This window comes from Streptomyces viridosporus T7A (assembly GCF_008704515.1).
Lineage (GTDB): Bacteria > Actinomycetota > Actinomycetes > Streptomycetales > Streptomycetaceae > Streptomyces > Streptomyces viridosporus.
This window is the reverse complement of the sequence record NZ_CP023700.1, coordinates 3637208-3658526: the sequence shown is the minus strand read 5'-3', so window position 1 is coordinate 3658526 and position 21319 is coordinate 3637208. Positions and strand designations below refer to the sequence as shown.

The 21319-nt window shown below is 71.2% G+C and carries 21 protein-coding genes and 1 tRNA gene; 9 read left to right on the top strand and 13 right to left on the bottom strand.

Annotated features, from left to right (window positions below; genetic code table 11):
• Nucleotides 1–56 precede the first annotated feature (56 nt).
• The 3 genes from galT to galK are packed head-to-tail and all read left to right on the top strand — an operon-like array spanning nt 57 to nt 3300.
• On the top strand, nt 57–1142 hold the full coding sequence (galT, locus tag CP969_RS16830; RefSeq protein WP_004986998.1) for a galactose-1-phosphate uridylyltransferase: 1086 nt from the start codon (nt 57–59) through the stop codon (nt 1140–1142).
• The gene (gene galE, locus CP969_RS16825; protein ID WP_004987002.1) at nt 1139–2131 is read left to right on the top strand and encodes a UDP-glucose 4-epimerase GalE; all 993 of its coding nucleotides are present in this window, start codon (nt 1139–1141) and stop codon (nt 2129–2131) included. The genes galT and galE overlap by 4 nt, the downstream gene beginning before the upstream one ends.
• Nucleotides 2128–3300, top strand: a complete 1173-nt coding sequence (gene galK, locus CP969_RS16820; protein WP_016825904.1) for a galactokinase — start codon at nt 2128–2130, stop codon at nt 3298–3300. Before galE ends, galK begins: the two co-directional genes overlap by 4 nt.
• Nucleotides 3301–3435: 135 nt before the next feature.
• On the opposite strand, the gene CP969_RS16815 is transcribed toward galK, so the two are convergent.
• Nucleotides 3436–3891, bottom strand: coding sequence for a GNAT family N-acetyltransferase (locus tag CP969_RS16815; RefSeq protein ID WP_004987011.1), 456 nt, complete (start codon nt 3889–3891; stop codon nt 3436–3438).
• Nucleotides 3892–4184: 293 nt separating this feature from the next.
• Here CP969_RS16815 and CP969_RS16810 point away from each other — a divergent pair, with 293 nt between their 5' ends.
• A complete protein-coding gene (locus CP969_RS16810) occupies nt 4185–4964 on the top strand; it encodes a LuxR C-terminal-related transcriptional regulator (RefSeq protein ID WP_016825905.1) in 780 nt (259 codons plus the stop codon).
• Here CP969_RS16810 and tamR read toward each other — a convergent pair.
• The gene (gene tamR / locus CP969_RS16805) at nt 4923–5420 is read right to left on the bottom strand and encodes a MarR family transcriptional regulator TamR (protein WP_004987016.1); all 498 of its coding nucleotides are present in this window, start codon (nt 5418–5420) and stop codon (nt 4923–4925) included. The two genes, CP969_RS16810 and tamR, sit on opposite strands and share 42 nt — an antisense overlap.
• Before the next feature lie 112 nt (nt 5421–5532).
• On the opposite strand from tamR, the gene CP969_RS16800 reads away from it, so the two are divergent.
• A complete protein-coding gene (locus CP969_RS16800) occupies nt 5533–6360 on the top strand; it encodes a trans-aconitate 2-methyltransferase (protein ID WP_016825906.1) in 828 nt (275 codons plus the stop codon).
• Nucleotides 6357–6716: a VOC family protein gene (locus CP969_RS16795; RefSeq protein ID WP_004987020.1), complete on the top strand. Its 360-nt coding sequence runs from the start codon at nt 6357–6359 to the stop codon at nt 6714–6716. The genes CP969_RS16800 and CP969_RS16795 overlap by 4 nt, the downstream gene beginning before the upstream one ends.
• Here CP969_RS16795 and CP969_RS16790 read toward each other — a convergent pair.
• Together CP969_RS16790 and CP969_RS16785 are read right to left on the bottom strand one after the other, a co-directional pair.
• Nucleotides 6713–7390: a TetR/AcrR family transcriptional regulator gene (locus CP969_RS16790; RefSeq protein ID WP_026085118.1), complete on the bottom strand. Its 678-nt coding sequence runs from the start codon at nt 7388–7390 to the stop codon at nt 6713–6715. The two genes, CP969_RS16795 and CP969_RS16790, sit on opposite strands and share 4 nt — an antisense overlap.
• The gene (locus CP969_RS16785; RefSeq protein ID WP_004987028.1) at nt 7387–8403 is read right to left on the bottom strand and encodes an acyl-CoA desaturase; all 1017 of its coding nucleotides are present in this window, start codon (nt 8401–8403) and stop codon (nt 7387–7389) included. The genes CP969_RS16790 and CP969_RS16785 overlap by 4 nt, the downstream gene beginning before the upstream one ends.
• 292 nt (nt 8404–8695) lie before the next feature.
• On the opposite strand from CP969_RS16785, the gene ppc reads away from it, so the two are divergent.
• Nucleotides 8696–11428, top strand: coding sequence for a phosphoenolpyruvate carboxylase (gene ppc, locus CP969_RS16780; RefSeq protein WP_016825907.1), 2733 nt, complete (start codon nt 8696–8698; stop codon nt 11426–11428).
• 106 nt (nt 11429–11534) lie between these two features.
• On the opposite strand, the gene CP969_RS16775 is transcribed toward ppc, so the two are convergent.
• The 7 genes from CP969_RS16775 to CP969_RS16745 form a co-directional block, all read right to left on the bottom strand.
• Nucleotides 11535–12023 (bottom strand): hypothetical protein, encoded by a 489-nt coding sequence (locus CP969_RS16775; RefSeq protein WP_026085119.1) that lies wholly within the window; start codon nt 12021–12023, stop codon nt 11535–11537.
• Nucleotides 12024–12150: 127 nt separating this feature from the next.
• Nucleotides 12151–12753 carry an aminoacyl-tRNA hydrolase gene (gene pth / locus CP969_RS16770; protein ID WP_016825909.1) on the bottom strand — a complete coding sequence of 201 codons (603 nt, stop codon included), beginning with the start codon at nt 12751–12753 and terminating at the stop codon, nt 12151–12153.
• A 71-nt stretch (nt 12754–12824) separates the two neighbouring features.
• Complete coding sequence (locus CP969_RS16765) at nt 12825–13406, bottom strand: 50S ribosomal protein L25/general stress protein Ctc (protein ID WP_016825910.1); 582 nt, start codon at nt 13404–13406, stop codon at nt 12825–12827.
• A gap of 234 nt (nt 13407–13640) precedes the next feature.
• Nucleotides 13641–14621 carry a ribose-phosphate diphosphokinase gene (locus CP969_RS16760; protein ID WP_004987036.1) on the bottom strand — a complete coding sequence of 327 codons (981 nt, stop codon included), beginning with the start codon at nt 14619–14621 and terminating at the stop codon, nt 13641–13643.
• 136 nt (nt 14622–14757) lie between these two features.
• Entirely contained in the window at nt 14758–16203 is a 1446-nt protein-coding gene (glmU, locus tag CP969_RS16755) for a bifunctional UDP-N-acetylglucosamine diphosphorylase/glucosamine-1-phosphate N-acetyltransferase GlmU (protein WP_004987037.1), read from the bottom strand.
• Between the two features lie 124 nt (nt 16204–16327).
• Nucleotides 16328–16398 (bottom strand) — tRNA-Gln (locus tag CP969_RS16750).
• Nucleotides 16399–16404: 6 nt separating this feature from the next.
• Entirely contained in the window at nt 16405–17277 is an 873-nt protein-coding gene (locus tag CP969_RS16745; protein ID WP_026085120.1) for a hypothetical protein, read from the bottom strand.
• A gap of 168 nt (nt 17278–17445) precedes the next feature.
• Between CP969_RS16745 and CP969_RS16740 the strand changes: the two genes are divergently transcribed.
• Nucleotides 17446–18774: a sensor histidine kinase gene (locus tag CP969_RS16740; RefSeq protein WP_004987040.1), complete on the top strand. Its 1329-nt coding sequence runs from the start codon at nt 17446–17448 to the stop codon at nt 18772–18774.
• A gap of 62 nt (nt 18775–18836) precedes the next feature.
• Here CP969_RS16740 and CP969_RS16735 read toward each other — a convergent pair whose 3' ends face one another.
• Together CP969_RS16735 and CP969_RS16730 are read right to left on the bottom strand one after the other, a co-directional pair.
• Entirely contained in the window at nt 18837–19367 is a 531-nt protein-coding gene (locus CP969_RS16735; protein ID WP_004987046.1) for an SUKH-3 domain-containing protein, read from the bottom strand.
• 38 nt (nt 19368–19405) lie between these two features.
• Nucleotides 19406–19978 carry a YwqJ-related putative deaminase gene (locus CP969_RS16730; RefSeq protein WP_004987047.1) on the bottom strand — a complete coding sequence of 191 codons (573 nt, stop codon included), beginning with the start codon at nt 19976–19978 and terminating at the stop codon, nt 19406–19408.
• 349 nt (nt 19979–20327) lie between these two features.
• Here CP969_RS16730 and CP969_RS16725 point away from each other — a divergent pair, with 349 nt between their 5' ends.
• Entirely contained in the window at nt 20328–21317 is a 990-nt protein-coding gene (locus tag CP969_RS16725) for an SMI1/KNR4 family protein (RefSeq protein ID WP_026085121.1), read from the top strand.
• Nucleotides 21318–21319 lie beyond the last annotated feature (2 nt).

Here is a 21319-nt window from a genome sequence, read left to right as displayed (position 1 = left end):
GAGTGTGGAGCGGTGTGTGACGTGCCGCGGTGAGCGGCCCGAATGGAGCGTCCGGCGTGAAGAAGACCTCGACCCGACTGGCCGACGGTCGCGAGCTCATCTACTACGACCTGAGTGACGACGTCGTGCGTGAGGCGGTCGACCGCCGCCCGCTGGACGCCACCGTCACCTCCTCCGAGGTCCGCCGTGACCCGCTGCGGGGCGACCGGGTCGCCGTCGCCTCGCACCGCCAGGGCCGCACCTACCACCCGCCGGCCGACCAGTGCCCCCTGTGCCCCTCCCGGGGGGAGCGGCTGAGCGAGATCCCCGACGCGTCGTACGACGTGGTCGTCTTCGAGAACCGGTTCCCCTCGCTGGCCGGGGACTCGGGCCGGTGCGAGGTCGTCTGCTTCACCTCCGACCACGACGCCTCCTTCGCCGACCTGAGCGAACGACAGGCACGGCTGGTCCTGGAGGCGTGGACGGACCGGACGTCCGAGCTGTCCCACCTGCCCTCCGTCGAGCAGGTGTTCTGCTTCGAGAACCGGGGCGCCGAGATCGGCGTCACCCTCCAGCACCCGCACGGGCAGATCTACGCCTACCCCTTCACCACCCCCCGGACCGCCCTGATGCTGCGTCACGTGGCCGCGCACAAGGAGGCGACCGGCGGGGAGAACCTCTTCGACGCCGTGCTGGAGCGGGAACTCTCCGGGGAGCGGGTCGTCCTGGAGGGGGAGCACTGGGCCGCCTTCGTGCCGTACGCGGCGCACTGGCCCTACGAGGTCCACCTGTACCCGAGGCGCCGGGTGCCCGACCTGCTCGGGCTCGACGAGGCGGCGCGCGCGGAGTTCCCCGAGGTGTACCTGGAACTGCTGAGGCGCTTCGACCGGATCTTCGACGGGCGGGACGGGGGGAAGGAGGGCGCGGGGGAGCCGCCGACGCCGTACATCGCGGCCTGGCACCAGGCGCCGTTCGGCCCGCTGGAGGAGTTCGACGGCGTCACGCGCGACGACTTCGCCCTCCACCTCGAGCTTTTCACCATTCGCCGCACCACCGGCAAGCTGAAGTTCCTCGCGGGGTCCGAGTCCGGTATGGATGTGTTCATCAACGACGTGCCGCCGGAGCGTGCGGCCGAGCGACTGCGGGAGGTAGCGAGCTCATGAGCGGGAAATACCTGGTGACGGGCGGTGCCGGTTACGTCGGCGGTGTCGTCGCCCAGCATCTGCTGGAGGCCGGTCACGAGGTGGTCGTGCTCGACAACCTCTCCACCGGCTTCCGCGAGGGTGTTCCCGCGGGAGCCTCCTTCGTCGAGGGCGACCTCCGCGAGGCCGCCGAGTGGCTGGACCCCTCCTACGACGGCGTCCTGCACTTCGCCGCGTTCTCGCAGGTCGGCGAGTCGGTCGTGAAGCCGGAGAAGTACTGGGACAACAACGTCGGCGGCACCATGGCGCTGCTGGCGGCCATGCGCGCGGCGGGCGTGCGCCGACTGGTGTTCTCCTCCACGGCGGCGACCTACGGCGAACCGGAGCAGGTCCCGATCACGGAGTCCGCCCCGACCCGGCCCACGAACCCCTACGGGGCCTCGAAGCTCGCCGTCGACCACATGATCACCGGTGAGGCGGCGGCGCACGGGCTGGGCGCGGTCTCCCTGCGCTACTTCAACGTGGCCGGCGCGTACGGGCAGCACGGCGAGCGCCACGACCCCGAGTCGCACCTGATCCCGCTCGTGCTGCAGGTGGCGCAGGGGAGGCGGGAGGCGATCTCCGTCTACGGCGACGACTACCCGACCCCGGACGGCACCTGCGTACGCGACTACATCCACGTCGCCGACCTGGCCGAGGCCCATCTGCTGGCCCTGCGGGCCGCCGAGCCCGGCGAGCACCTGATCTGCAACCTCGGCAACGGCAACGGCTTCTCCGTCCGCGAGGTGATCGAGACGGTCCGCAAGGTCACCGGCCACCCGATCCCCGAGGTCGTGGCCCCCCGCCGGGGCGGCGACCCCGCGGTCCTGGTGGCGTCGGCCGCCGCGGCCCACGAGAAGCTGGGCTGGAACCCGTCGCGCACGGACCTCGCGGAGATCGTCGCCGACGCGTGGCAGTTCGCGCGGCAGCGCGCCGAGAGCACGACGAAGGGGCAGGGAGCCAGAGCATGAGCGAGTCCAGCGAGGCCGTCGCACGGTCCGTCGCCGAACGGTTCGAGCGGCTGTACGGGGCCGCACCGGACGGGGTGTGGGCGGCACCGGGCCGGGTCAACCTCATCGGCGAGCACACCGACTACAACGACGGCTTCGTCATGCCGTTCGCCCTGCCGCACACCGCGGTCGCCGCGGTCGCGCGCCGCGACGACGGCGTCCTGCGCCTGCACTCGGCCGACGTCGACGACCCGGTGGCGGAGCTGGCGGTGGACGCCCTCGCGCCCGGATCCGACCGGCGGTGGACCGCCTACCCGGCGGGCGTGGTGTGGGCCCTGCGCGAGGCCGGCCACGCGGTGACCGGCGCGGACGTCCACCTCGCCTCGACGGTCCCGGCGGGCGCGGGCCTGTCGTCGTCGGCCGCCCTGGAGGTGGTCGTGGCGCTCGCGCTGAACGACCTGTTCGGCCTGGGCCTGCGCGGCTGGCAGCTGGCCCGGCTGTGCCAGCGCGCGGAGAACGTCTACGTCGGCGCCCCCGTCGGCATCATGGACCAGACGGCCTCGGCCTGCTGCGAAGAGGGCCACGCCCTGTTCCTCGACACCCGCGACCTCTCCCAGCGGCAGATCCCCTTCGACCTGGCCGCCGAGGGCATGCGCCTGCTGGTCGTCGACACCCGGGTCGAGCACAGCCACAGCGAGGGCGAGTACGGCAAGCGCCGCGCCGGCTGCGAGAAGGGCGCGGCCCTGCTGGGCGTCGACGCGCTCAGGGACGTGCCGTACGCGGAGCTGGAGGCGGCGCTGGCGCGGCTGGGCGACGAGGAGGAGGTCCGCCGCCTGGTCCGGCACGTGATCACGGAGGACGAGCGGGTCGAACGGGTCGTCGCGTTCCTTCAGGCGGGCGACGCCCGGGCCATCGGCCCCGTCCTGGCCGAGGGCCACGCCTCCCTGCGCGACGACTTCCGCGTCTCCTGCCCCGAACTCGACCTGGTCGTCGACACGGCGCTGGGCGCGGGTGCGCTGGGCGCCCGCATGACCGGCGGCGGCTTCGGCGGCTCGGCCGTCGTGCTCGCCGAGGAGGCCGACGTCCCGGTGATCACCAAGGCGGTGGAGGAGGCCTTCGCGGCGGCCGGCTTCCGGGCCCCCCGCACCTTCGAGGCGGTCCCGTCGGCGGGGGCGCGGCGGCTGCGCTGAGCCCTCCCGGCCCGCCGCGGGGATCGGCGACGGCGCGTCCCTCCTCGTGAGGACGTCCACCGGCCCCCGCGGCTTCGGGGTGCCGTACGGCGTCGGCATCGCCTCCGGGGCACGGGGCCGGCTCCGGCCGCCCCGCTAGCCCAGCCGCTTCGTCAGCGTGTACTCCGTGATCCCCGGCGGGTAGTCGGGGATCACGCAGACCACCTCGTAGCCCTGCTTCCGGTAGAACTCCGGGGCCTGGAAGTCCCAGGTCTCCACGCGGGCGGCGGTGCAGCCGCGGTCGGCGGAGGCGATGCGCTCCGCCTCCGCCAGCAGGAGGGAGCCCAGGCCCGCCCCCCGGTGGCGTCCGTCGACCCAGAGGTAGGTCACGTGCAGCCAGGTCGTCCAGGTGTGGCCGACCAGGCCGCCCGCGAGATCGCCGTTCGCGCCCGACGCCCACACGTGCAAAGCCGACTCCCGTTCGGCCGGCGTTCCGCGCAGGGCGCGCAGGACCGGGGAGGCCGCCGTGTTGGTGTCCCTCAGCCGCCTGCGGAGCAGATCACGTCGGGCCTTGTCGACTTCTGTCTCAAGACGGAACATGCGGCTCACCATAAACGCGCAAGGCCGCCAGTTCTGCAAATAACCTTCCGCTCCCGGGCCTCGCCCGTACTCTGATGAACAGCGCCGGTGGGGGCCGGCGTCGTTCAGGGGGCGAGAGAAGTCGGGTACGGCGTCCGAGGCGGGGCGGCGGCCGACCCGCGGCGGCGGCCGTGCGGTTGCGGCGACCCGTCCCGTGTCCAGCAGGAAAGTCCGTGACGAGGGCTTCGGCGCCGTACCCGCGCCGGTGTCGTCCTCCGACGATGGGTAATCCCCTGCTCTGCGGAGAGCTTGGGGAAGGGGGTTTCGTGGTTCGCATCCGAGTCCTGGTCGTCGACGACCATCGCATCTTCGCCGAGTCACTGGCGGCGGCCCTGGCCGCGGAGCCGGACGTCGACGTGTCCGCGGCGGGCAGCGGCCCGGCCGCGCTGCGCTGCCTGGAGCGGGCGGCCGCCGAGGGGCGGCGGTTCGACGTCCTGCTCGTCGACGCCGACCTGGGCGGCAAGGTGCCCGGCGGACGGCCGGCCGTGCCGGTGCAGGACGGCGACGAGGACGGACTCGTCGACGGGATGTCGCTGGTCACGGGGGTGCGCTCGGCGCAGCCCCAGGTGCGCATCGTCGTCCTCGCCGAGAAGGACGACCCGCGCCGGGCCGCGCTCGCCCTGCAGGCGGGAGCCTCCGGGTGGGTGGCCAAGGACTGCTCGCTGAGCCGGCTGCTCACCGTCATCCGCGGGGTGCTGCGGGACGAGACGCACCTGCCGCCCGCGCTGCTCACCGGCGTCCTGCGCGAACTGACCGCCGCCCGCAGGCACCGCACCGAGAGCGAACGGCTCGTGGAGTCCCTGACCCCGAGGGAGCGGGAAGTGCTGCGGTGCATGGTGGCGGGGCTGGGGCGCAAAGCGGTCGCCGAGCGCCTGTTCCTGTCCCCGCACACCGTGCGCACCCACATGCAGAACGTCCTCGGCAAACTGGGGGTGCACTCCACCCTCGCCGCCGTCGCCCTCGCCCGCCGGGCGGGCGTCGGGCCCGTCGACCTGGACCGGCCGTCAACCGGGGATGTTGTCGAACGGGGCGGTCAACTGGCGTAGCAGCCCGGCCAGTTCACCGCGCTGCGCGGGGGAGAGCTCCGCGAGGATGGCCCGCTCCTGGGCCAGCAGCCCGGCCAGCGCCTGGTCGGCGCGGTCGCGGCCCTCGTCCGTGAGCCGGACCAGCACACCGCGCCGGTCGCTGGGATCGGGCAGCCGCGCCACCAGCCCTTTCTTGGCGAGGCGGTCGATGCGGTTGGTCATCGTGCCCGAGGTGACCAGGGTCTGGGTGAGGAGCTGGCCGGGCGAGAGCTGGTACGGGGTGCCCGCGCGGCGCAGCGCGGTCAGGACGTCGAACTCCCAGGACTCCAGGTGGTGCTCGGCGAAGGCGAGCCGGCGCGCCCGGTCCAGGTGCCGGGCCAGTCTGCTCACCCGGCTGAGCACCTCGAGCGGTTCCACGTCGAGGTCCGGGCGCTCCCGGCGCCACGCTGCGACCAGCCGATCGACCTCGTCCTCCATGCGGATCAGTGTAGTGGTTGTGTCGACGTGAAGTCTCTTGACGTGAAGTGTCTTGACGTCGAGGTAATTGGGGGGCGAGGCTGGACGCAGTCCGTCAGCACCGGGAGGTTCCATGCCCGCGGCCACCGGTCCCACCTGGGACCCCGCCCAGTACCTGCGCCACGCCGGCCACCGCACCCGGCCCTTCACCGACCTCCTCGCCCGTATCCCCGACCTGCCCGGCGACCCGCCCCGCATCGCCGACCTGGGCTGCGGCGCCGGCAACGTCACCGCCCTGCTCGCCGGCCGCTGGCCCGCCGCCCGCGTCACCGGCTACGACAACTCGCCCGAGATGCTCGACGCGGCCCGCACCGGCCACGAGGGCCCCACCCCCGGGGGCGGCCGGCTCGACTTCGCCCACGCCGACGTCCGCACCTGGACACCGGACCGGCCGTACGACCTGATCGTCAGCAACGCCACCCTCCAGTGGGTCCCCGGGCACGCGGAGCGGTTCGGCGACTGGATCGCCGGGCTCGCCCCCGGCGGCACCCTCGCCTTCCAGGTGCCCGGCAACTTCGACGCCCCCAGCCACACCCTCCTGCGCGAACTCGCCGCCGCCCCGCACCGGCGCACCCGCCTCGCCGGCGTCCTGCGCCACGCCGGAGCCGTGCTCCGGCCGGAGGAGTACCTGGAACGCCTGACCGGCCTCGGCTGCACGGCCGACGTGTGGGAGACGACGTACGTCCACCTGCTGACGGGAGAGGACCCCGTCCTGGACTGGGTCGGGGGCACCGCCCTGCGCCCCGTCCTGACCGCCCTCGCCGACGACCCCGAGGCGCGGGAGGAGTTCGTGGCGGAGTACCGCACCGCCCTGCGCGCCGCCTATCCGGCCGGGGCGCACGGCACCCCGTTCCCGTTCCGGCGGATCTTCGCCGTGGCCGTCAAGGAGACACGACCGTGATCACCGCCGTCGACCACGTCCAGCTGGCCGCGCCGCCCGGCTCCGAGGAGCGGCTGCGCGGGTACTACACCGCCGTCCTCGGCATGACCGAGATCCCCAAGCCGCCGGTCCTCGCCGCGCGCGGCGGCTGCTGGTTCCGGGCCCAAGCCGTGCAGCTCCACCTGGGGATCGAGCCGGACTTCCGGCCCGCGCGGAAGGCCCACCCCGGCCTGAGGGTCACCGGGATCGACGCGTACGCCGCCCGGCTGAAGGCCCACGGAGCCCCCGTCACCTGGGACGACGACCTTCCGGGCCACCGACGCTTCTACTCCGAGGACCCGGTGGGCAACCGGCTGGAGTTCCTGGAGCCCCGCTAGGACTTCCGGTGCCCGATCAGCCGCGGCTTCTGCTCCAGCCCGTCCAGGCCGTGCCAGGCCAGGTTCACCAGGTGGGCCGCCACCTCCGCCTTCTTCGGCTTGCGCACGTCCAGCCACCACTGGCCGGTCAGGGCGACCATCCCGACCAGCGCCTGCGCGTACAGCGGCGCCAGCTTGGGGTCGAAGCCCCGGCTCTTGAACTCGCGGCCCAGGATGTCCTCCACCTGGGTGGCGATGTCCGAGATCAGCGAGGCGAAGGAACCCGTCGACTGGGGGATGGGGGAGTCACGGACCAGGATGCGGAAACCGTCCGTGTACTCCTCGATGTAGTCCAGCAGCGCGAACGCCGCCTGCTCGCACAGCTCCCGCGGATGCCCCGCCGTCAGGGAACTCGTCACCATGTCCAGCAGCCGCCGCATCTCGCGGTCCACCACCACCGCGTACAGGCCCTCCTTGCCGCCGAAGTGCTCGTACACCACCGGCTTGGAGACCCCGGCCTTCGCCGCGATCTCCTCCACCGACGTGCCCTCGAAGCCCTTGGCCGCGAACAGGGTGCGGCCGATCTCCAACAACTGCTGGCGGCGTTCGGCACCGGTCATCCGGGTACGGCGCACACGCCGCGGCTTGTCATTGCTCGGGGTGCTGCTGGAGTCGGTCGCCACGGCGACCATCATGCCGCCTTCACGGTTTCCTTCCCCCGCCGGGCGTCGCCTTCCGCCGTACGACGGCGCGAATCGATACGCGAGCGTGACGGCCACCGCACGTCGTACGCCCAGCCCAACCGCTCGAACCAGCGGATCAGACGGGCGCTCGAATCGAGCTGCCCGCGCTCCACCCCGTGCCGCGCCGAGGTCGGATCGGCGTGGTGCAGGTTGTGCCAGGACTCACCGCAGGACAGGATCGCCAGCCACCACACGTTGCCCGAACGGTCCCGCGACTTGAACGGGCGCTTGCCGACCGCATGGCAGATCGAGTTGATCGACCACGTCACGTGGTGCAGCAACGCCACCCGGACGAGTGACCCCCAGAAGAAGGCGGTGAACGCGCCCCACCACGACATCGTGACCAGACCGCCGATCAGCGCCGGCAGCCCCAGCGACACGACCGTCCACAGCACGAACTGGCGGGAGATCGCCCGCAGCGTCCTGTCCTTGATCAGATCCGGCGCGTACTTGTCCTGCGGCGTCTGCTCCTCGTCGAACATCCACCCGATGTGCGCCCACCACAGGCCCTTGAGCAGCGCCGGGACCGTCTCCCCGTACCGCCACGGCGAATGCGGGTCGCCCTCGGCGTCGGAGAACTTGTGGTGCTTGCGGTGATCGGCCACCCAGCGCACCAGCGGACCCTCGACCGCCATGGAGCCGGCGACGGCCAGCGCGATCTTCAACGGCCGCTTGGCCTTGAACGAGCCGTGGGTGAAGTGGCGGTGGAAACCGATGGTGATGCCGTGGCACCCGAGGAAGTAGAAGAAGACCAGCAGACCGAGGTCCAGCCAGCTCACCCCCCAGCCCCACGCCAGCGGAACCGCCGCCAGCAGCGCCAGGAACGGGACGGCGATGAAGAGCAGCAGCGTGATCTGCTCGATCGAACGCTTGCTCTCCCCGCCCAGGGTGGCGGAGGGCAGCGCCCCGCCCTCGGACCGGTCCTTCTTCGTCTCTTCGTCGATCACATCGGAGCTCGAGGTCATACGTGTCCCCTGTGGGGTATGTGGGATGAGGGTGATGTGCCCGGCCACGGAGACCGTGCGTCCTTCCTACGGTCCCGTAACCTACGGCAACGTAAGTATGGCAGTGCGTCGCCCGGCGGCAAGAGCCCGTGGGCCTGCGCGTCCGGGTCGGCACCTATCCTGGAAGTCGGTCGGACAGCGCGGTCCGCTCTGATTTCTTCCCGGACGTCCGGCCCGTAAGCGGCTCCCGCCGCGCGAGACGCCGTTCGGGTTCCCTCCCAGACGAGCTTCAACACTGCAAGGAGCCGCACCTGTGAGCAGTGCCGACGACCAGACCACGACGACGAGCAGCGAACTGCGCGCCGACATCCGCCGACTGGGCGACCTCCTCGGGGAGACCCTCGTCCGGCAGGAGGGCCCGGAACTGCTGGACCTCGTCGAGAAGGTCCGCCGCCTCACCCGCGAGGACGGCGAGGCCGCCGCCGAACTGCTGCGCGGCACCGAACTGCAGACCGCGGCCAAGCTGGTCCGCGCCTTCTCCACCTACTTCCACCTGGCCAACGTCACCGAACAGGTCCACCGCGGCCGCGAACTGCGCGCCCGCCGCGCCGCCGAGGGCGGACTGCTCGCCCGCACCGCCGACCGGCTCAAGGACGCCGACCCCGACCACCTGCGCGAGACCGTGCGGCACCTCAACGTCCGCCCCGTCTTCACCGCCCACCCCACCGAGGCCGCCCGCCGCTCCGTCCTCAACAAGCTCCGCCGGATCGCCGCCCTCCTCGACACCCCCGTCATCGAGTCCGACCGGCGCCGCCTCGACACCCGGCTCGCCGAGAACATCGACCTCGTCTGGCAGACCGACGAACTGCGCGTGGTCCGCCCCGAACCCACCGACGAGGCCCGCAACGCCATCTACTACCTCGACGAACTCCACGCCGGCGCGGTCGGCGACGTCCTCGAGGACCTCACCGCCGAACTGGAACGCGCCGGCATCCGCCTCCCCGACGACACCCGCCCCCTCACCTTCGGCACCTGGATCGGCGGCGACCGCGACGGCAACCCCAACGTCACCCCCCAGGTCACCTGGGACGTCCTCATCCTCCAGCACGAACACGGCATCAACGACGCCCTGGAGATGATCGACGAACTGCGCGGCTTCCTCTCCAACTCCATCCGCTACACCGGCGCCACCGAGGAACTCCTCACCTCCCTCCAGGCCGACCTCGACCACCTCCCCGAGATCAGCCCCCGCTACAAGCGCCTCAACGCCGAGGAGCCCTACCGGCTCAAGGCCACCTGCATCCGGCAGAAGCTGGAGAACACCAAGCTCCGCCTCGCCAAGGGCACCCCCCACGAACCCGGCCGCGACTACCTCGGCACCGGCGAACTCCTCACCGACCTGCGGATCGTCCAGGCCTCCCTGCGCGAACACCGCGGCGGCCTCTTCGCCGACGGCCGCCTCGCCCGCACCATCCGCACCCTCGCCGCCTTCGGCCTCCAACTCGCCACCATGGACGTCCGCGAACACGCCGACGCCCACCACCACGCCCTCGGCCAGCTCTTCGACCGGCTCGGCGAGGAATCCTGGCGCTACGCCGACATGCCCCGCGACTACCGCACCAAGCTCCTCGCCAAGGAACTCAGGTCCCGCAGGCCGCTGGCCCCCACCCCGGCCCCCGTGGACGCGGCCGGCGAGAAGACCCTCGGCGTCTTCCAGACCGTCAAGCGCGCCCTGGAGGTCTTCGGACCCGAGGTCATCGAGTCCTACATCATCTCCATGTGCCAGGGCGCCGACGACGTCTTCGCCGCCGCCGTCCTGGCGAGGGAAGCCGGACTCGTCGACCTGCACGCCGGCTGGGCGAAGATCGGCATCGTCCCCCTGCTGGAGACCACCGACGAACTCAAGGCCGCCGACACCATCCTCGAGGACATGCTCGCCGACCCCTCCTACCGGCGCCTGGTCGCCCTGCGCGGCGACGTCCAGGAGGTCATGCTCGGCTACTCCGACTCCTCCAAGTTCGGCGGCATCACCACCAGCCAGTGGGAGATCCACCGCGCCCAGCGCCGCCTGCGCGACGTCGCCCACCGCTACGGCGTCCGGCTGCGCCTCTTCCACGGCCGCGGCGGCACCGTCGGCCGCGGCGGCGGCCCCACCCACGACGCCATCCTCGCCCAGCCCTGGGGCACCCTCGAGGGCGAGATCAAGGTCACCGAACAGGGCGAGGTCATCTCCGACAAGTACCTCATCCCCGCCCTCGCCCGGGAGAACCTGGAACTGTCCGTCGCCGCCACCCTCCAGGCCTCCGCCCTGCACACCGCGCCCCGCCAGTCCGTCGAGGCCCTCGCCCGCTGGGACGCCGCCATGGACGTCGTCTCCGACGCCGCCCACGCCGCCTACCGCCGCCTCGTCGAGGACCCCGACCTGCCCGCCTACTTCTTCGCCTCCACCCCCGTCGACCAGCTCGCCGACCTCCACCTCGGCTCCCGCCCCTCACGCCGCCCCGACTCCGGCGCCGGCCTGGACGGACTGCGCGCCATCCCCTGGGTGTTCGGCTGGACCCAGTCCCGGCAGATCGTGCCCGGCTGGTTCGGCGTCGGCTCCGGCCTGAAGGCCCTGCGCGAGGCCGGCCTGGACACCGTGCTCGACGAGATGCACCAGCAGTGGCACTTCTTCCGCAACTTCATCTCCAACGTCGAGATGACCCTCGCCAAGACCGACCTGCGCATCGCCCGGCACTACGTCGACACCCTCGTCCCCGACCACCTCAAGCACGTCTTCGACACCATCGAGGCCGAGCACGAACTGACCGTCGCCGAGGTGCTGCGCGTCACCGGCGAGCAGGAACTCCTGGACGCCGACCCGGTCCTGAAGCAGACCTTCACCATCCGCGACGCCTACCTGGACCCCATCTCCTACCTCCAGGTCGCCCTCCTCAAGCGCCAGCGCGACGCCGCCGCCGCGGGAGAGCAGCCCGACCCGCTGCTCTCCCGGGCCCTGCTGCTGACCGTCAACGGCGTCGCGGCCGGCCTGCGCAACACCGGCTGACCGCACCACCGGAACCTCCGGACACGACGGTGCCCCCGAGCCTCCTACCGGCCCGGGGGCACCCTCGCGTCCGGGCGACCGGCGCGTCCGTCGGACACCGGCCGCCTCAGATCGCCAGGAAGGCCGCCGTGAGCAGCACCGCCCCCGACGACGCCAGCACCCACGCGGCCCGCGTCCGCAGCAGCCCGCCCGCCACCACCACCGACGCCAACAGCAGCGCCCCGCCCAGCGGAACCCACGCGTACAGGATCCCGGCGGGACCGGAACGGACCGCGCGCTCACCGTCCGGCTCCAGCACCACCGGATAGGTCCCGCCCTCCTCCACGGCCACCGATTTCTCCAGCACGACCTCCGCCCGCGGCTGCGACCCCCGCGACGACGGCGCGTACGGCCCCGAGCACGTCTGCGCACCGCACCGCCCCACCTCGACCGTGCCGCGCTCGCGCCCCTTGGTCAGCATCACGTACTGCGCCGTACCCCACGACGCCCACACCCCGGCGACCAGGATCAGCGCGGCGACCGTGCCCATCGCCGCGAACCGGCACAGCCGCAGCACGGGGGAAGAGCCCCGGGAGGAGGGGACCGCAGAAGGCATGGCGGCGATCCTTGGCCATGACCTCGCGGCCGGTCAACTCCGGTGGGGAACAAGTCGACAGATGTACTCATCAGCAGACCGCGGGACGCACGCGATCAGCAGGACGCGGGCACACGCGCTCCGCGGGTCACGAGTTGTACGCGCTCTGCGCCCGCTCCAGCCCCTCGGACACCAGACACTCCACCGCGTCCGCCGCCCGGTCCACGAAGTAGTCCAGCTCCTTGCGCTCCGCCGACGAGAAGTCCCGCAACACGAAATCCGCCACCTGCATCCGCCCCGGCGGACGACCGATCCCGAACCGCACCCGGTGGTAGTCCGCCCCGAACGCCTTCGTCATCGACTTCAACCCGTTGTGCCCGTTGTCCCCGCCCCCCAGCTTCAACCGCAGCACGCCGTACCCGATGTCCAACTCGTCGTGGATCGCCACCACATGGGCCACCGGCACCTTGTAGAACTCCCGCAGCGCGTTCACCGGCCCGCCCGACAGGTTCATGTACGACATCGGCTTCGCCAGCACCACCCGCCGGTTCGCCGGCCCCGGCGGCCCGATCCGCCCCTCCACCACCTGCGCCTGAGCCTTCCCGGCCCGCTTGAACCGCCCCCCCATCCGCTCCGCCAGCAGATCCGCCACCATGAAGCCCACGTTGTGCCGGTTCATCGCGTACTCCGGCCCCGGATTGCCCAGACCCACGATCAACCAGGGAGCCGCCGCATCGGTCGTCACGTCCATGTCTCCTTCATACGCGTCGGCCGCTGCCCCGCACGGGAACAGCGGCCGACGAAACGACGACTGGCAGAGGATCAGGCCTCTTCGCCCTCTTCGCCCTCGGGCGCCTCCTCCGCCTGCGCGGCCAGCACCTGCAGCACCACGGCGTCCTCGTCCACGGCCAGCTTCACGCCCTCGGGAAGCGTGATGTCCTTCGCCAGGACCGAGGCACCGGCCTCCAGACCCGCGACGGACACCGTCAGGTAGTCCGGAATGCGCGTGGCCTCGGCCGCGACCGGCAGCGCCGGCAGCACGTGCTCCAGCAGGTTGCCACCCGGGGCCAGCTCGCCCTCGGGCTGCACCGGGATCTCCACCTGGACGATCTCGCCACGCTTCACCTTCAGCAGGTCCACGTGCTCCAGGAAGCCCTTCAGCGGGTCACGCTGCACCGCCTTCGGGATCGCCAGCTGGGTCTCCTTGCCGTCGATGAGCAGCTCGATCAGCACGTTCGGCGTACGCAGCGCCAGCAGCAGCTCGTGACCCGGCAGCGTGACGTGCAGCGGCTCGAGACCGTGCTCGTACACCACACCCGGAACCTTGCCGTCACGGCGGATACGGCGGGCGGCACCCTTGCCGAACTCGGTACGCGTCTCGGCGTTGATCTTCACGTCGGCCATGTTCACTCCTCGAAGTCAGAAAGACGGACTGGGGTACCCCTTGCCCCTTGGAGCTCGGGGGAGGTCACCCGGCCACGAACGGCCTGCTACGAAGAGCGCGTCGATAACGGACCACCGCACCACCCGCAAGAAGCGGTACGGCCTCCCTCGCCGAGCAACTGCAGCAGTCTACTCGGACCGGGAGGCCGTACCCAAAACGATCACCGGAGCGCACCGACCGCCCCGCGCGACCCCTTACTGCTCGTCGAACAGGCTCGTCACCGAACCGTCCTGGAACACCTCACGCGCCGCACGCGCGATCGTCGGCGCGATCGACAGCACCTTGATCTTGTCCAGGGTCTCGCCCAGCTCCTTCGGCGTCGGCAGCGTGTCCGTGAACACGAACTCGCTCACCCGCGAGTTCTTCAGCCGGTCCGCCGCCGGACCCGACAGCACACCGTGCGTCGCCGTCACGATCACGTCCTCCGCACCGTGCGCGAACAGCGCGTCCGCCGCGGCGCAGATCGTGCCACCGGTGTCGATCATGTCGTCCACCAGCACGCACACGCGGCCCTTCACCTCACCGACCACCTCGTGCACGGTGACCTGGTTCGCCACGTCCTTGTCCCGGCGCTTGTGCACGATCGCCAGCGGCGCACCCAGCCGGTCGCACCAACGGTCCGCCACCCGCACACGACCCGCGTCCGGCGACACCACCGTCAGCTTCTCCCGGTCCACCTTCGCCCCCACGTAGTCCGCGAGCAGCGGCAGCGCGAAGAGGTGGTCGACGGGCCCGTCGAAGAACCCCTGGATCTGATCCGTGTGCAGATCCACCGTGAGGAGACGGTCGGCACCCGCCGTCTTCATCAGATCCGCGATCAGACGCGCCGAGATCGGTTCACGACCCCGGTGCTTCTTGTCCTGCCGCGCGTAACCGTAGAACGGCACGATGACCGTGATGGACCTCGCCGACGCACGCTTCAGCGCGTCAATCATGATCAACTGCTCCATGATCCACTTGTTGATCGGAGCAGTGTGGCTCTGGATCAGGAAACAGTCGGCACCACGAGCCGACTCCTGGTACCGCACATAGATCTCACCATTGGCGAAGTCGAAGGCCTTCGTCGGGACGACCCCGACACCCAGCTGGTGGGCGACCTCCTCGGCAAGCTCGGGGTGGGCGCGCCCGGAGAAGAACATCATCTTCTTCTCGCCGGTCGTCTTGATCCCGGTCACAGCACTTTCTCCTCAGAGGTCTCGCAGCTGGGTCTCGAGAAACCTCGTCGCCGGCAATGCGAGAGGTCATCACAGCTGGTAGGGGTGCAGGTGTGCACTTATCACGGTACGCCGTGCACGAGGCACCGGTTTCCGGTCACCCCTCCTCGACCGCCCCCCGGGACGCCTCCTCCGCCGCCTTCGCGGCAGCGCTCCCCGGACGCTTACGAGCCACCCAACCCTCGATATTCCGCTGCTGACCACGGGCCACGGCCAGCGAACCGGGCGGCACGTCCTTCGTGATCACCGAACCGGCAGCCGTGTAAGCACCGTCCCCGACCGTGACAGGCGCCACAAACATATTGTCCGAACCCGTCTTGCAGTGCGAGCCGACGGTCGTGTGGTGCTTGTGCTCCCCGTCATAGTTCACGAACACACTCGCCGCACCGATGTTCGAAAAGTCACCGATCGTCGCGTCACCGACGTACGACAGGTGCGGAACCTTCGTCCCCTCACCGATCGACGCGTTCTTCGTCTCCACGTACGTACCGATCTTGCCCTTGCGGCCCAGACGCGTCCCCGGACGCAGATACGCGTACGGCCCCACCGTCGCCTCGGGACCCACCTCCGCACCCAGGGACACCGTGTTGTCCACCCGGGCACCGGCACCCACACGCGTGTCCGTCAACCGCGAGTTCGGACCCACCTCACACCCCTCGGCCAGATGCGTCGACCCGTGCAACTGCGTCCCCGGATGCACCACCACGTCCTGCTCGAACGTCACCGTCACATCCACCCACGTCGTCGCGGGATCCACCACCGTCACCCCGGACAGCATGGCGGCGGTCAGCAACCGGTCGTTCAGGATCCGCCGCGCCTCCGCCAACTGCACCCGGTTGTTGATCCCCGCGATCTCCCGGTGATCACCCGCCACCGACGCACCCACCCGGTGACCCGCCTCCCGCAGGATGCCGAGCACGTCCGTCAGGTACTCCTCACCCTGACTGTTGTCCGTCCGCACCTGCTTCAGCGCATCCGCCAGCAGCACCCCGTCGAACGCGAACACACCCGAGTTGATCTCCCGGATCACCCGCTGCTCGTCGGTCGCGTCCTTGTGCTCCACGATCGCGGTCACGGCCCCGCCGTCGTCCCGCACGATCCGCCCGTACCCGGTCGCGTCCGGCACCTCCGCCGTCAGCACCGTCACCGCGTTCCCGTCGGCGACATGCGTGGCGGCCAACCGCCGCAGCGTCTCACCGGTCAGCAGCGGAGTGTCACCGCAGACCACGACCACGGTCCCCTCGACCGCGCCGCCCAGCTCCTCCAACCCCATCCGCACGGCGTGACCGGTGCCGTTCTGCTGCGCCTGGACGGCGGTGCGGACCTCGGGGGCGACCTCGGCGAGGTGGGCGGTCACCTGCTCGCGGGCGTGCCCCACGACGACGACCAGGTTCTCCGGCTCGAGTTCACCGGCGGCGGCGAGTACATGGCCCACCAGGGAACGGCCACAGATGTCGTGCAGGACCTTCGGTGTGGCCGACTTCATACGGGTGCCCTCACCCGCTGCGAGAACGACGACGGCTGCCGGGCGGTTGGCGCTCACGGGATGCCCTTCGGCTGTGTTGGGTGGGGGTGGACAACCGCAGGATACCGGGGGGTTCGGAGGGGGGAATGAGTGCGGGCCCTGACGGTGATGTCACCAGTCAGGACCCGAACCCGGCAATGTGCTCCCGGGGGAGGACTCGAACCCCCATGATCAGAACCAAAATCTGACGTCTTGCCCTTAGACGACCCGGGATTACCGCTATGTCCGATTCTTTGGATCGGCCGCGGAGGCAGCACCTACTATGCCGTACCACCAGCCTTCGATGCGACGGTACAGGTCACTGCTCTGTCGCACGGTGAGGACGAGACACCCGCGGTAGCCGTTCCCCGTGTTCTTGCGCACGGTCTTCGGGTTGTGCCGTTTCAGTGTCGTCTTGCCGAAGGTGCCCCCGTCGGCTTGGACCAGGTCCGCCCAGTAGCTCTCGGCGGCTTCGACATCGGCCGACTCGTGAATCATCACGTGGTACCTGATGCGTTCCCGCTCCACTCCGAGTAGGGCGAGCCAGGCGAGGAAAAGGCGGATCACGTCGGGGTCGCTGTTGACGAACGTGACGCGTTCTCGCCGAGCGTAAGGTTTGTCCTTGGTGCCCTCGGCCCAGTAGAGGGCGACTCCGGCGAGGAACAGCTCCCGGGCGGTCAGGGTGCCGATCTCACTCGCGGCGGCGGCCTTGGTTCGCTGTCGCTCCTCGTCCCGCACCGCCAGCTCGTGTTCCCATCTCTTCCGAGCCGCCAGCTTCGCCTGCTCCGTCGGGTCGCGTCGCTCGGGCTTCGGCAGGTCCCGCACCCACAGCGAGATCGAGCTCTTGGAACAGCCGAGCTCCATCTGGATCCGGTCGTACGTCCAGCCCTGGAGGCGCAGCTCTCGTGCCTTCTCCCGCAGGTCGTCCTTCGCGTTGGGGCGTTTCGTCCAGGCCGGCGGCGGTTCTCCCTTCACCAACTGGTTGAGGATGTCGTTGTTGTAGATCTTCAGCTCGTTGCGGATCTGCCTGAGGCTGTAGCCCGCGCGTCGCAGTGCCACTGCCTGTTCGCGCAGGCCTTCGAAGTCGGCGTACTTGCCGGGTGCGTGTGTCACACGCATACCGTCCGGGCGGAATGGCGGCCTCCCCCCTCGAACGGTGATCGGTCCATCAGTTCGAGGGATTTCGGGCCGTATCGCATCCGAACGGTCACCCTGTGTGGTCTGGTCCGGTGGTGGAAACTCGCCGGAAAAGCGGCGCCGGGCGCCCGTAGGCTGGGAGGCATGACCACGACGGGGGAAGAGCACGTGACGGCCCGGGGCGGGCCGTGGTGGTGGACCAGGCGGCGCAGTGCCGTGCTCGACGGGGGTCTCGCGGTGGTGTCCGCCGTGGAGTGCGGGCTGGAGGGGGTCCCGTTCGCGCGGGAGGCGGGGCTTCCGGTGGCCGTGGGGGTCGTGTTCGGTCTGCTGGCCGGTTCCGTGCTGCTGGTGCGGCGGAGGTGGCCGATCGCGGTGGTGCTGGTGGCGATCGCGGTGACGCCGGCGGCGATGGGCTTCCTGTTGGGCATCGTCGGCCTGTACTCGTTGGCCGCGTCGGAGGTGCCGCGTCGGATCATCGCCTCGCTGGCCGGGATGCAGCTGGTGGGGATGCTGATCGTGATGTTCGTGCGGGTGCGGCAGGACGTCGCGCGGGAGGATCTCGACGTCGGGGACTGGATGGTGCCGTTCGCGGCCGTCACGACCTCGTTGGGGCTGACGGCGCCTCCGTTGCTGCTGGGCCTGTACGTCGGGGCGCGGCGGCGGTTGATGGAGAGCTTGCGGGAGCGGGCGGACAGTCTGGAGCGGGAGCTCCAGTTGCTCGCGGAGCGGGCGGAGGAGCGGGCCGAGTGGGCGCGGAACGAGGAGCGGACGCGGATCGCCCGTGAGATGCACGACGTGGTCGCGCACCGGGTGAGTCTGATGGTGGTGCACGCGGCCGCGCTCCAGGCGGTGGCGCGGAAGGATCCGGAGAAGGCGGTGAAGAACGCCGCGCTGGTGGGGGACATGGGCCGGCAGGCGTTGACGGAGTTGCGGGAGATGCTCGGGGTGCTGCGGTCCGGTGCGGAGGGTGCCGGGCGGCGGGAGCGGGCGTCGGTGCCGTTGGCGGCGGTGGGGGCGGCTGCCGCGGCGGCCGCGTCGCGGGCGGTGGACGGGTCGGAGGGGGCGGCCGGGGGTGCGGTCGAGGGGCCGTGTCTGTCGGAGATCGACGAGTTGGTGGGGCAGTCGGCGGCCGCGGGGATGGTCGTGGCGCTGTCGGTGGAGGGGGAGGTCCGCTCGTATGCGCGGGAGGTGGAGTCGACGGCGTACCGGGTGGTGCAGGAGGCGTTGACGAACGTCCACAAGCATGCGGCGGGTGCGAAGACGTATGTGCGGCTCGCGCACCGGGTGTCGGAGATCGCGATGCAGGTGGAGAACGAGCCGCCGCAGGAGGCGGCGTCGTCGGCGCGGTTGCCGTCCGGGGGGAACGGTCTGGTGGGGATGAAGGAGCGGGTGTCCGCGCTGGGCGGGGTGTTCGTGTCGGGGCCGACGGAGGCGGGGGGTTTCCGGGTGTCGGCGGTGATTCCGGCGTCGTAGTCCCGCCGTGGTCCCGTCGTGGTCCCGTCGGGGTTCCGGTGCGGTGCGGTGCCGCGGGGTGGTCAGCCCGCGGTGAGGCGTACGGGCTGGATGCCGGAGACGAGGGCGGCGAGGGCGTGGTCGATGTCGGGGCCGAGGTACCAGTCGCCGGTGTGGTCGAGGGCGTAGACGCGGCCCTGGGCGTCGATGGCGAGGAGGGCCTGGGTGTCGGTTTCGGCGCCGAGGGGGCAGACCTCGGTGCCGAGGGCGCGGCCGAGGTCGCCGAGGGTGCGGGCCATGTGGAGCCCGTGCAGGGGGTCGAGGTCGAGGGTGGCGGGGGCGACCTGGCGGCCGGGGCCGGTGGGGGCGAGGTGGAGTCCGCCGAATTCGGCCCAGGCTTCGACGGCCGCGGGGAAGACGGTGTGGCGGTGTCCGGCGGGTGAGGTGTGGTCGCGCAGGGTGTCGGCCCAGATCTCGGCTTGTTTGATGTCCCAGCGTCCGGGGCGCCATCCGGCGGCGCGCAGGGCGGCGTCGACGGGTACGGCGAAGCGGGGTGGGGTTGCCGCCTGTTCGAGCGGTGTCGAGCGCTGGGGGGAGGTGCGGTCGGTGTGCATCTGGCCTTGCTTCGTCGGTGGGCGGGGGGTGGGGCCGGTCAGCCGTCGGTGGCGGGGGCGACGATGCGGACGCCGAAGTGGGCGCTGAGTGCGGTGCAGGCGCGGCAGGGGGTGGCGAAGTCGCCGTGGAGGGGGTCGCCGGCCTCGCGGATGCGGCGGGTGGTGAGTTTGGCCTGTTTGAGGGCTTTGCGCGCTTCGCCGTTGGTCATGGGTTTGCGTGCGGCGCGTTTGCTGCGTGCGGCGTCGGCGGCGGTGATGTGCCGGGAGATGAGGAGGGTTTCGGCGCAGCGGCCGGTGAAGCGGTCGCGCTGGGTGCTGGTGAGGGCGTCGAGGAAGTCCTGGACGAGGGGGTGCAGGGCGGGGGGTGTGTCGCCGCGGGCGGCGGTGCCGGTGAGGGTGGTGCCGCGTACGGAGAGTGCGGCGGCGACGGTGGGGAGGATGCCGTCGCGGCGGTGCAGCATGAGGGGCGCGTGGAGGCCGTCGGTGGCGCTCCAGCCGATGCGGGGGTCGCCGGGCCGGGGGTCGCCGGTGCGGGGATGACCGATGCGGGGGTCGCCGGATCGGGGGTCGCCGGACGGGCCGGTGTGCGTCCCCGTTGGTGTCACGTTCATGATCGTCATTCCCTCCCGAGCATCCCCTCGGAGGTCACAGAGTGCCAAATGGCGTGGCGGATGCGGAAGCTGGGGCGGGCGACACGCCCGGGTTTGGGCGGGCTGTCACGGGAGGGTGACGGTTGGTCACGGAAGTGGGGGTGCGGGCGGCCGGTGCCGGTGACCGGTGTCGTCGTACCGCATAGGCTGTCGGCACCGCGATCCGTGCGGTGACCGTGCGGTAGTGCGTGCGGGACACCGCGGGGGTCGTGGCGGTAAGCAGTCGAGACAGACGTGACAGCCGAATACGTTCCGTGACGGCCCGGAGGTGGGCGGCGGGTCGTACAGAGTGCCGCAGGGGGCAACCGCCATGACGACAGGTCGGCTCGGGCAACAAGCCGCGCCGCCGAACGCGGCCTACGCCGGGCAGGTCGTGCACTTCCCGGATCCGGTGCGGGCGGCTCGTCATCCGAGAGGGGTTCGGGTGGACGAGCGCGGTTACCCCGACTTCTCGCCCTATGCGCGGGCTGCCGCGGAGGTCGCGGAGCCGCCGGAGGGTTTCGGTGTCGACGAGCTGCGGCTGACGGACTACGTGTCGGCGAACGCGGCGTTGGCGGCGAGCGGTCACGCGCTGTGGGACACGGTGCCGGCGGTGGCGACGCCGCACGGCTGGACGTGGCACCACGTGGTGGGGTCGCGGCGGCTGGAGTTGGTGCCGGTCGAGGTGAAGGCGCTGCTGCGGCATCACGGCGGGGTGGCGACGGCCGCCGTGGACCAGGGCAAGCGGGGCACGCGGCCGTTGCAGGAGACGCGTCCGGCGCATTTCGGACTGCCGAAGTCGGGTGTGGCGGTGACGGAGGCGCAGGTGCTGGGGGTCGAGGAGGACCTCGGGTACCGGCTGCCGGGTGCGTACCGGTCGTTCCTGAAGGCGGCGGGCGGGTGCGCTCCGGTGGGGACGGCGCTGGACGCGGAGCTGGGGCTGCTGGTCGACCAGCCGTTCTTCACGGTGCGGGACGAGGCGGCGGTCAACGACCTGGTGTACGTCAACAAGTGTCTGCGGGACCACCTCACCAAGGACTACCTGTGCGTCGGTTTCGTGCAGGGCGGGTTGCTGGCCGTGAAGGTGAGGGGCGACCGGGTGGGGTCGGTGTGGTTCTGCGCGTACGACGACGTGCGGGACGTGGATCCGTCGTGGCCGCCGGCTGAGCGGGTGGAGCGGCTGCTGCTGCCGTGCGGGGACGACTTCGACGCGTTCCTGGCGCGGTTGGCGGGGTCTCCGCCGGAGTTGGAGACGGTGGCGAATCTGATGGTGGACGGTGGGTTCGCGCGTGCCGTTCCGGTTTCTTCCGCGGGAGAGTGAGC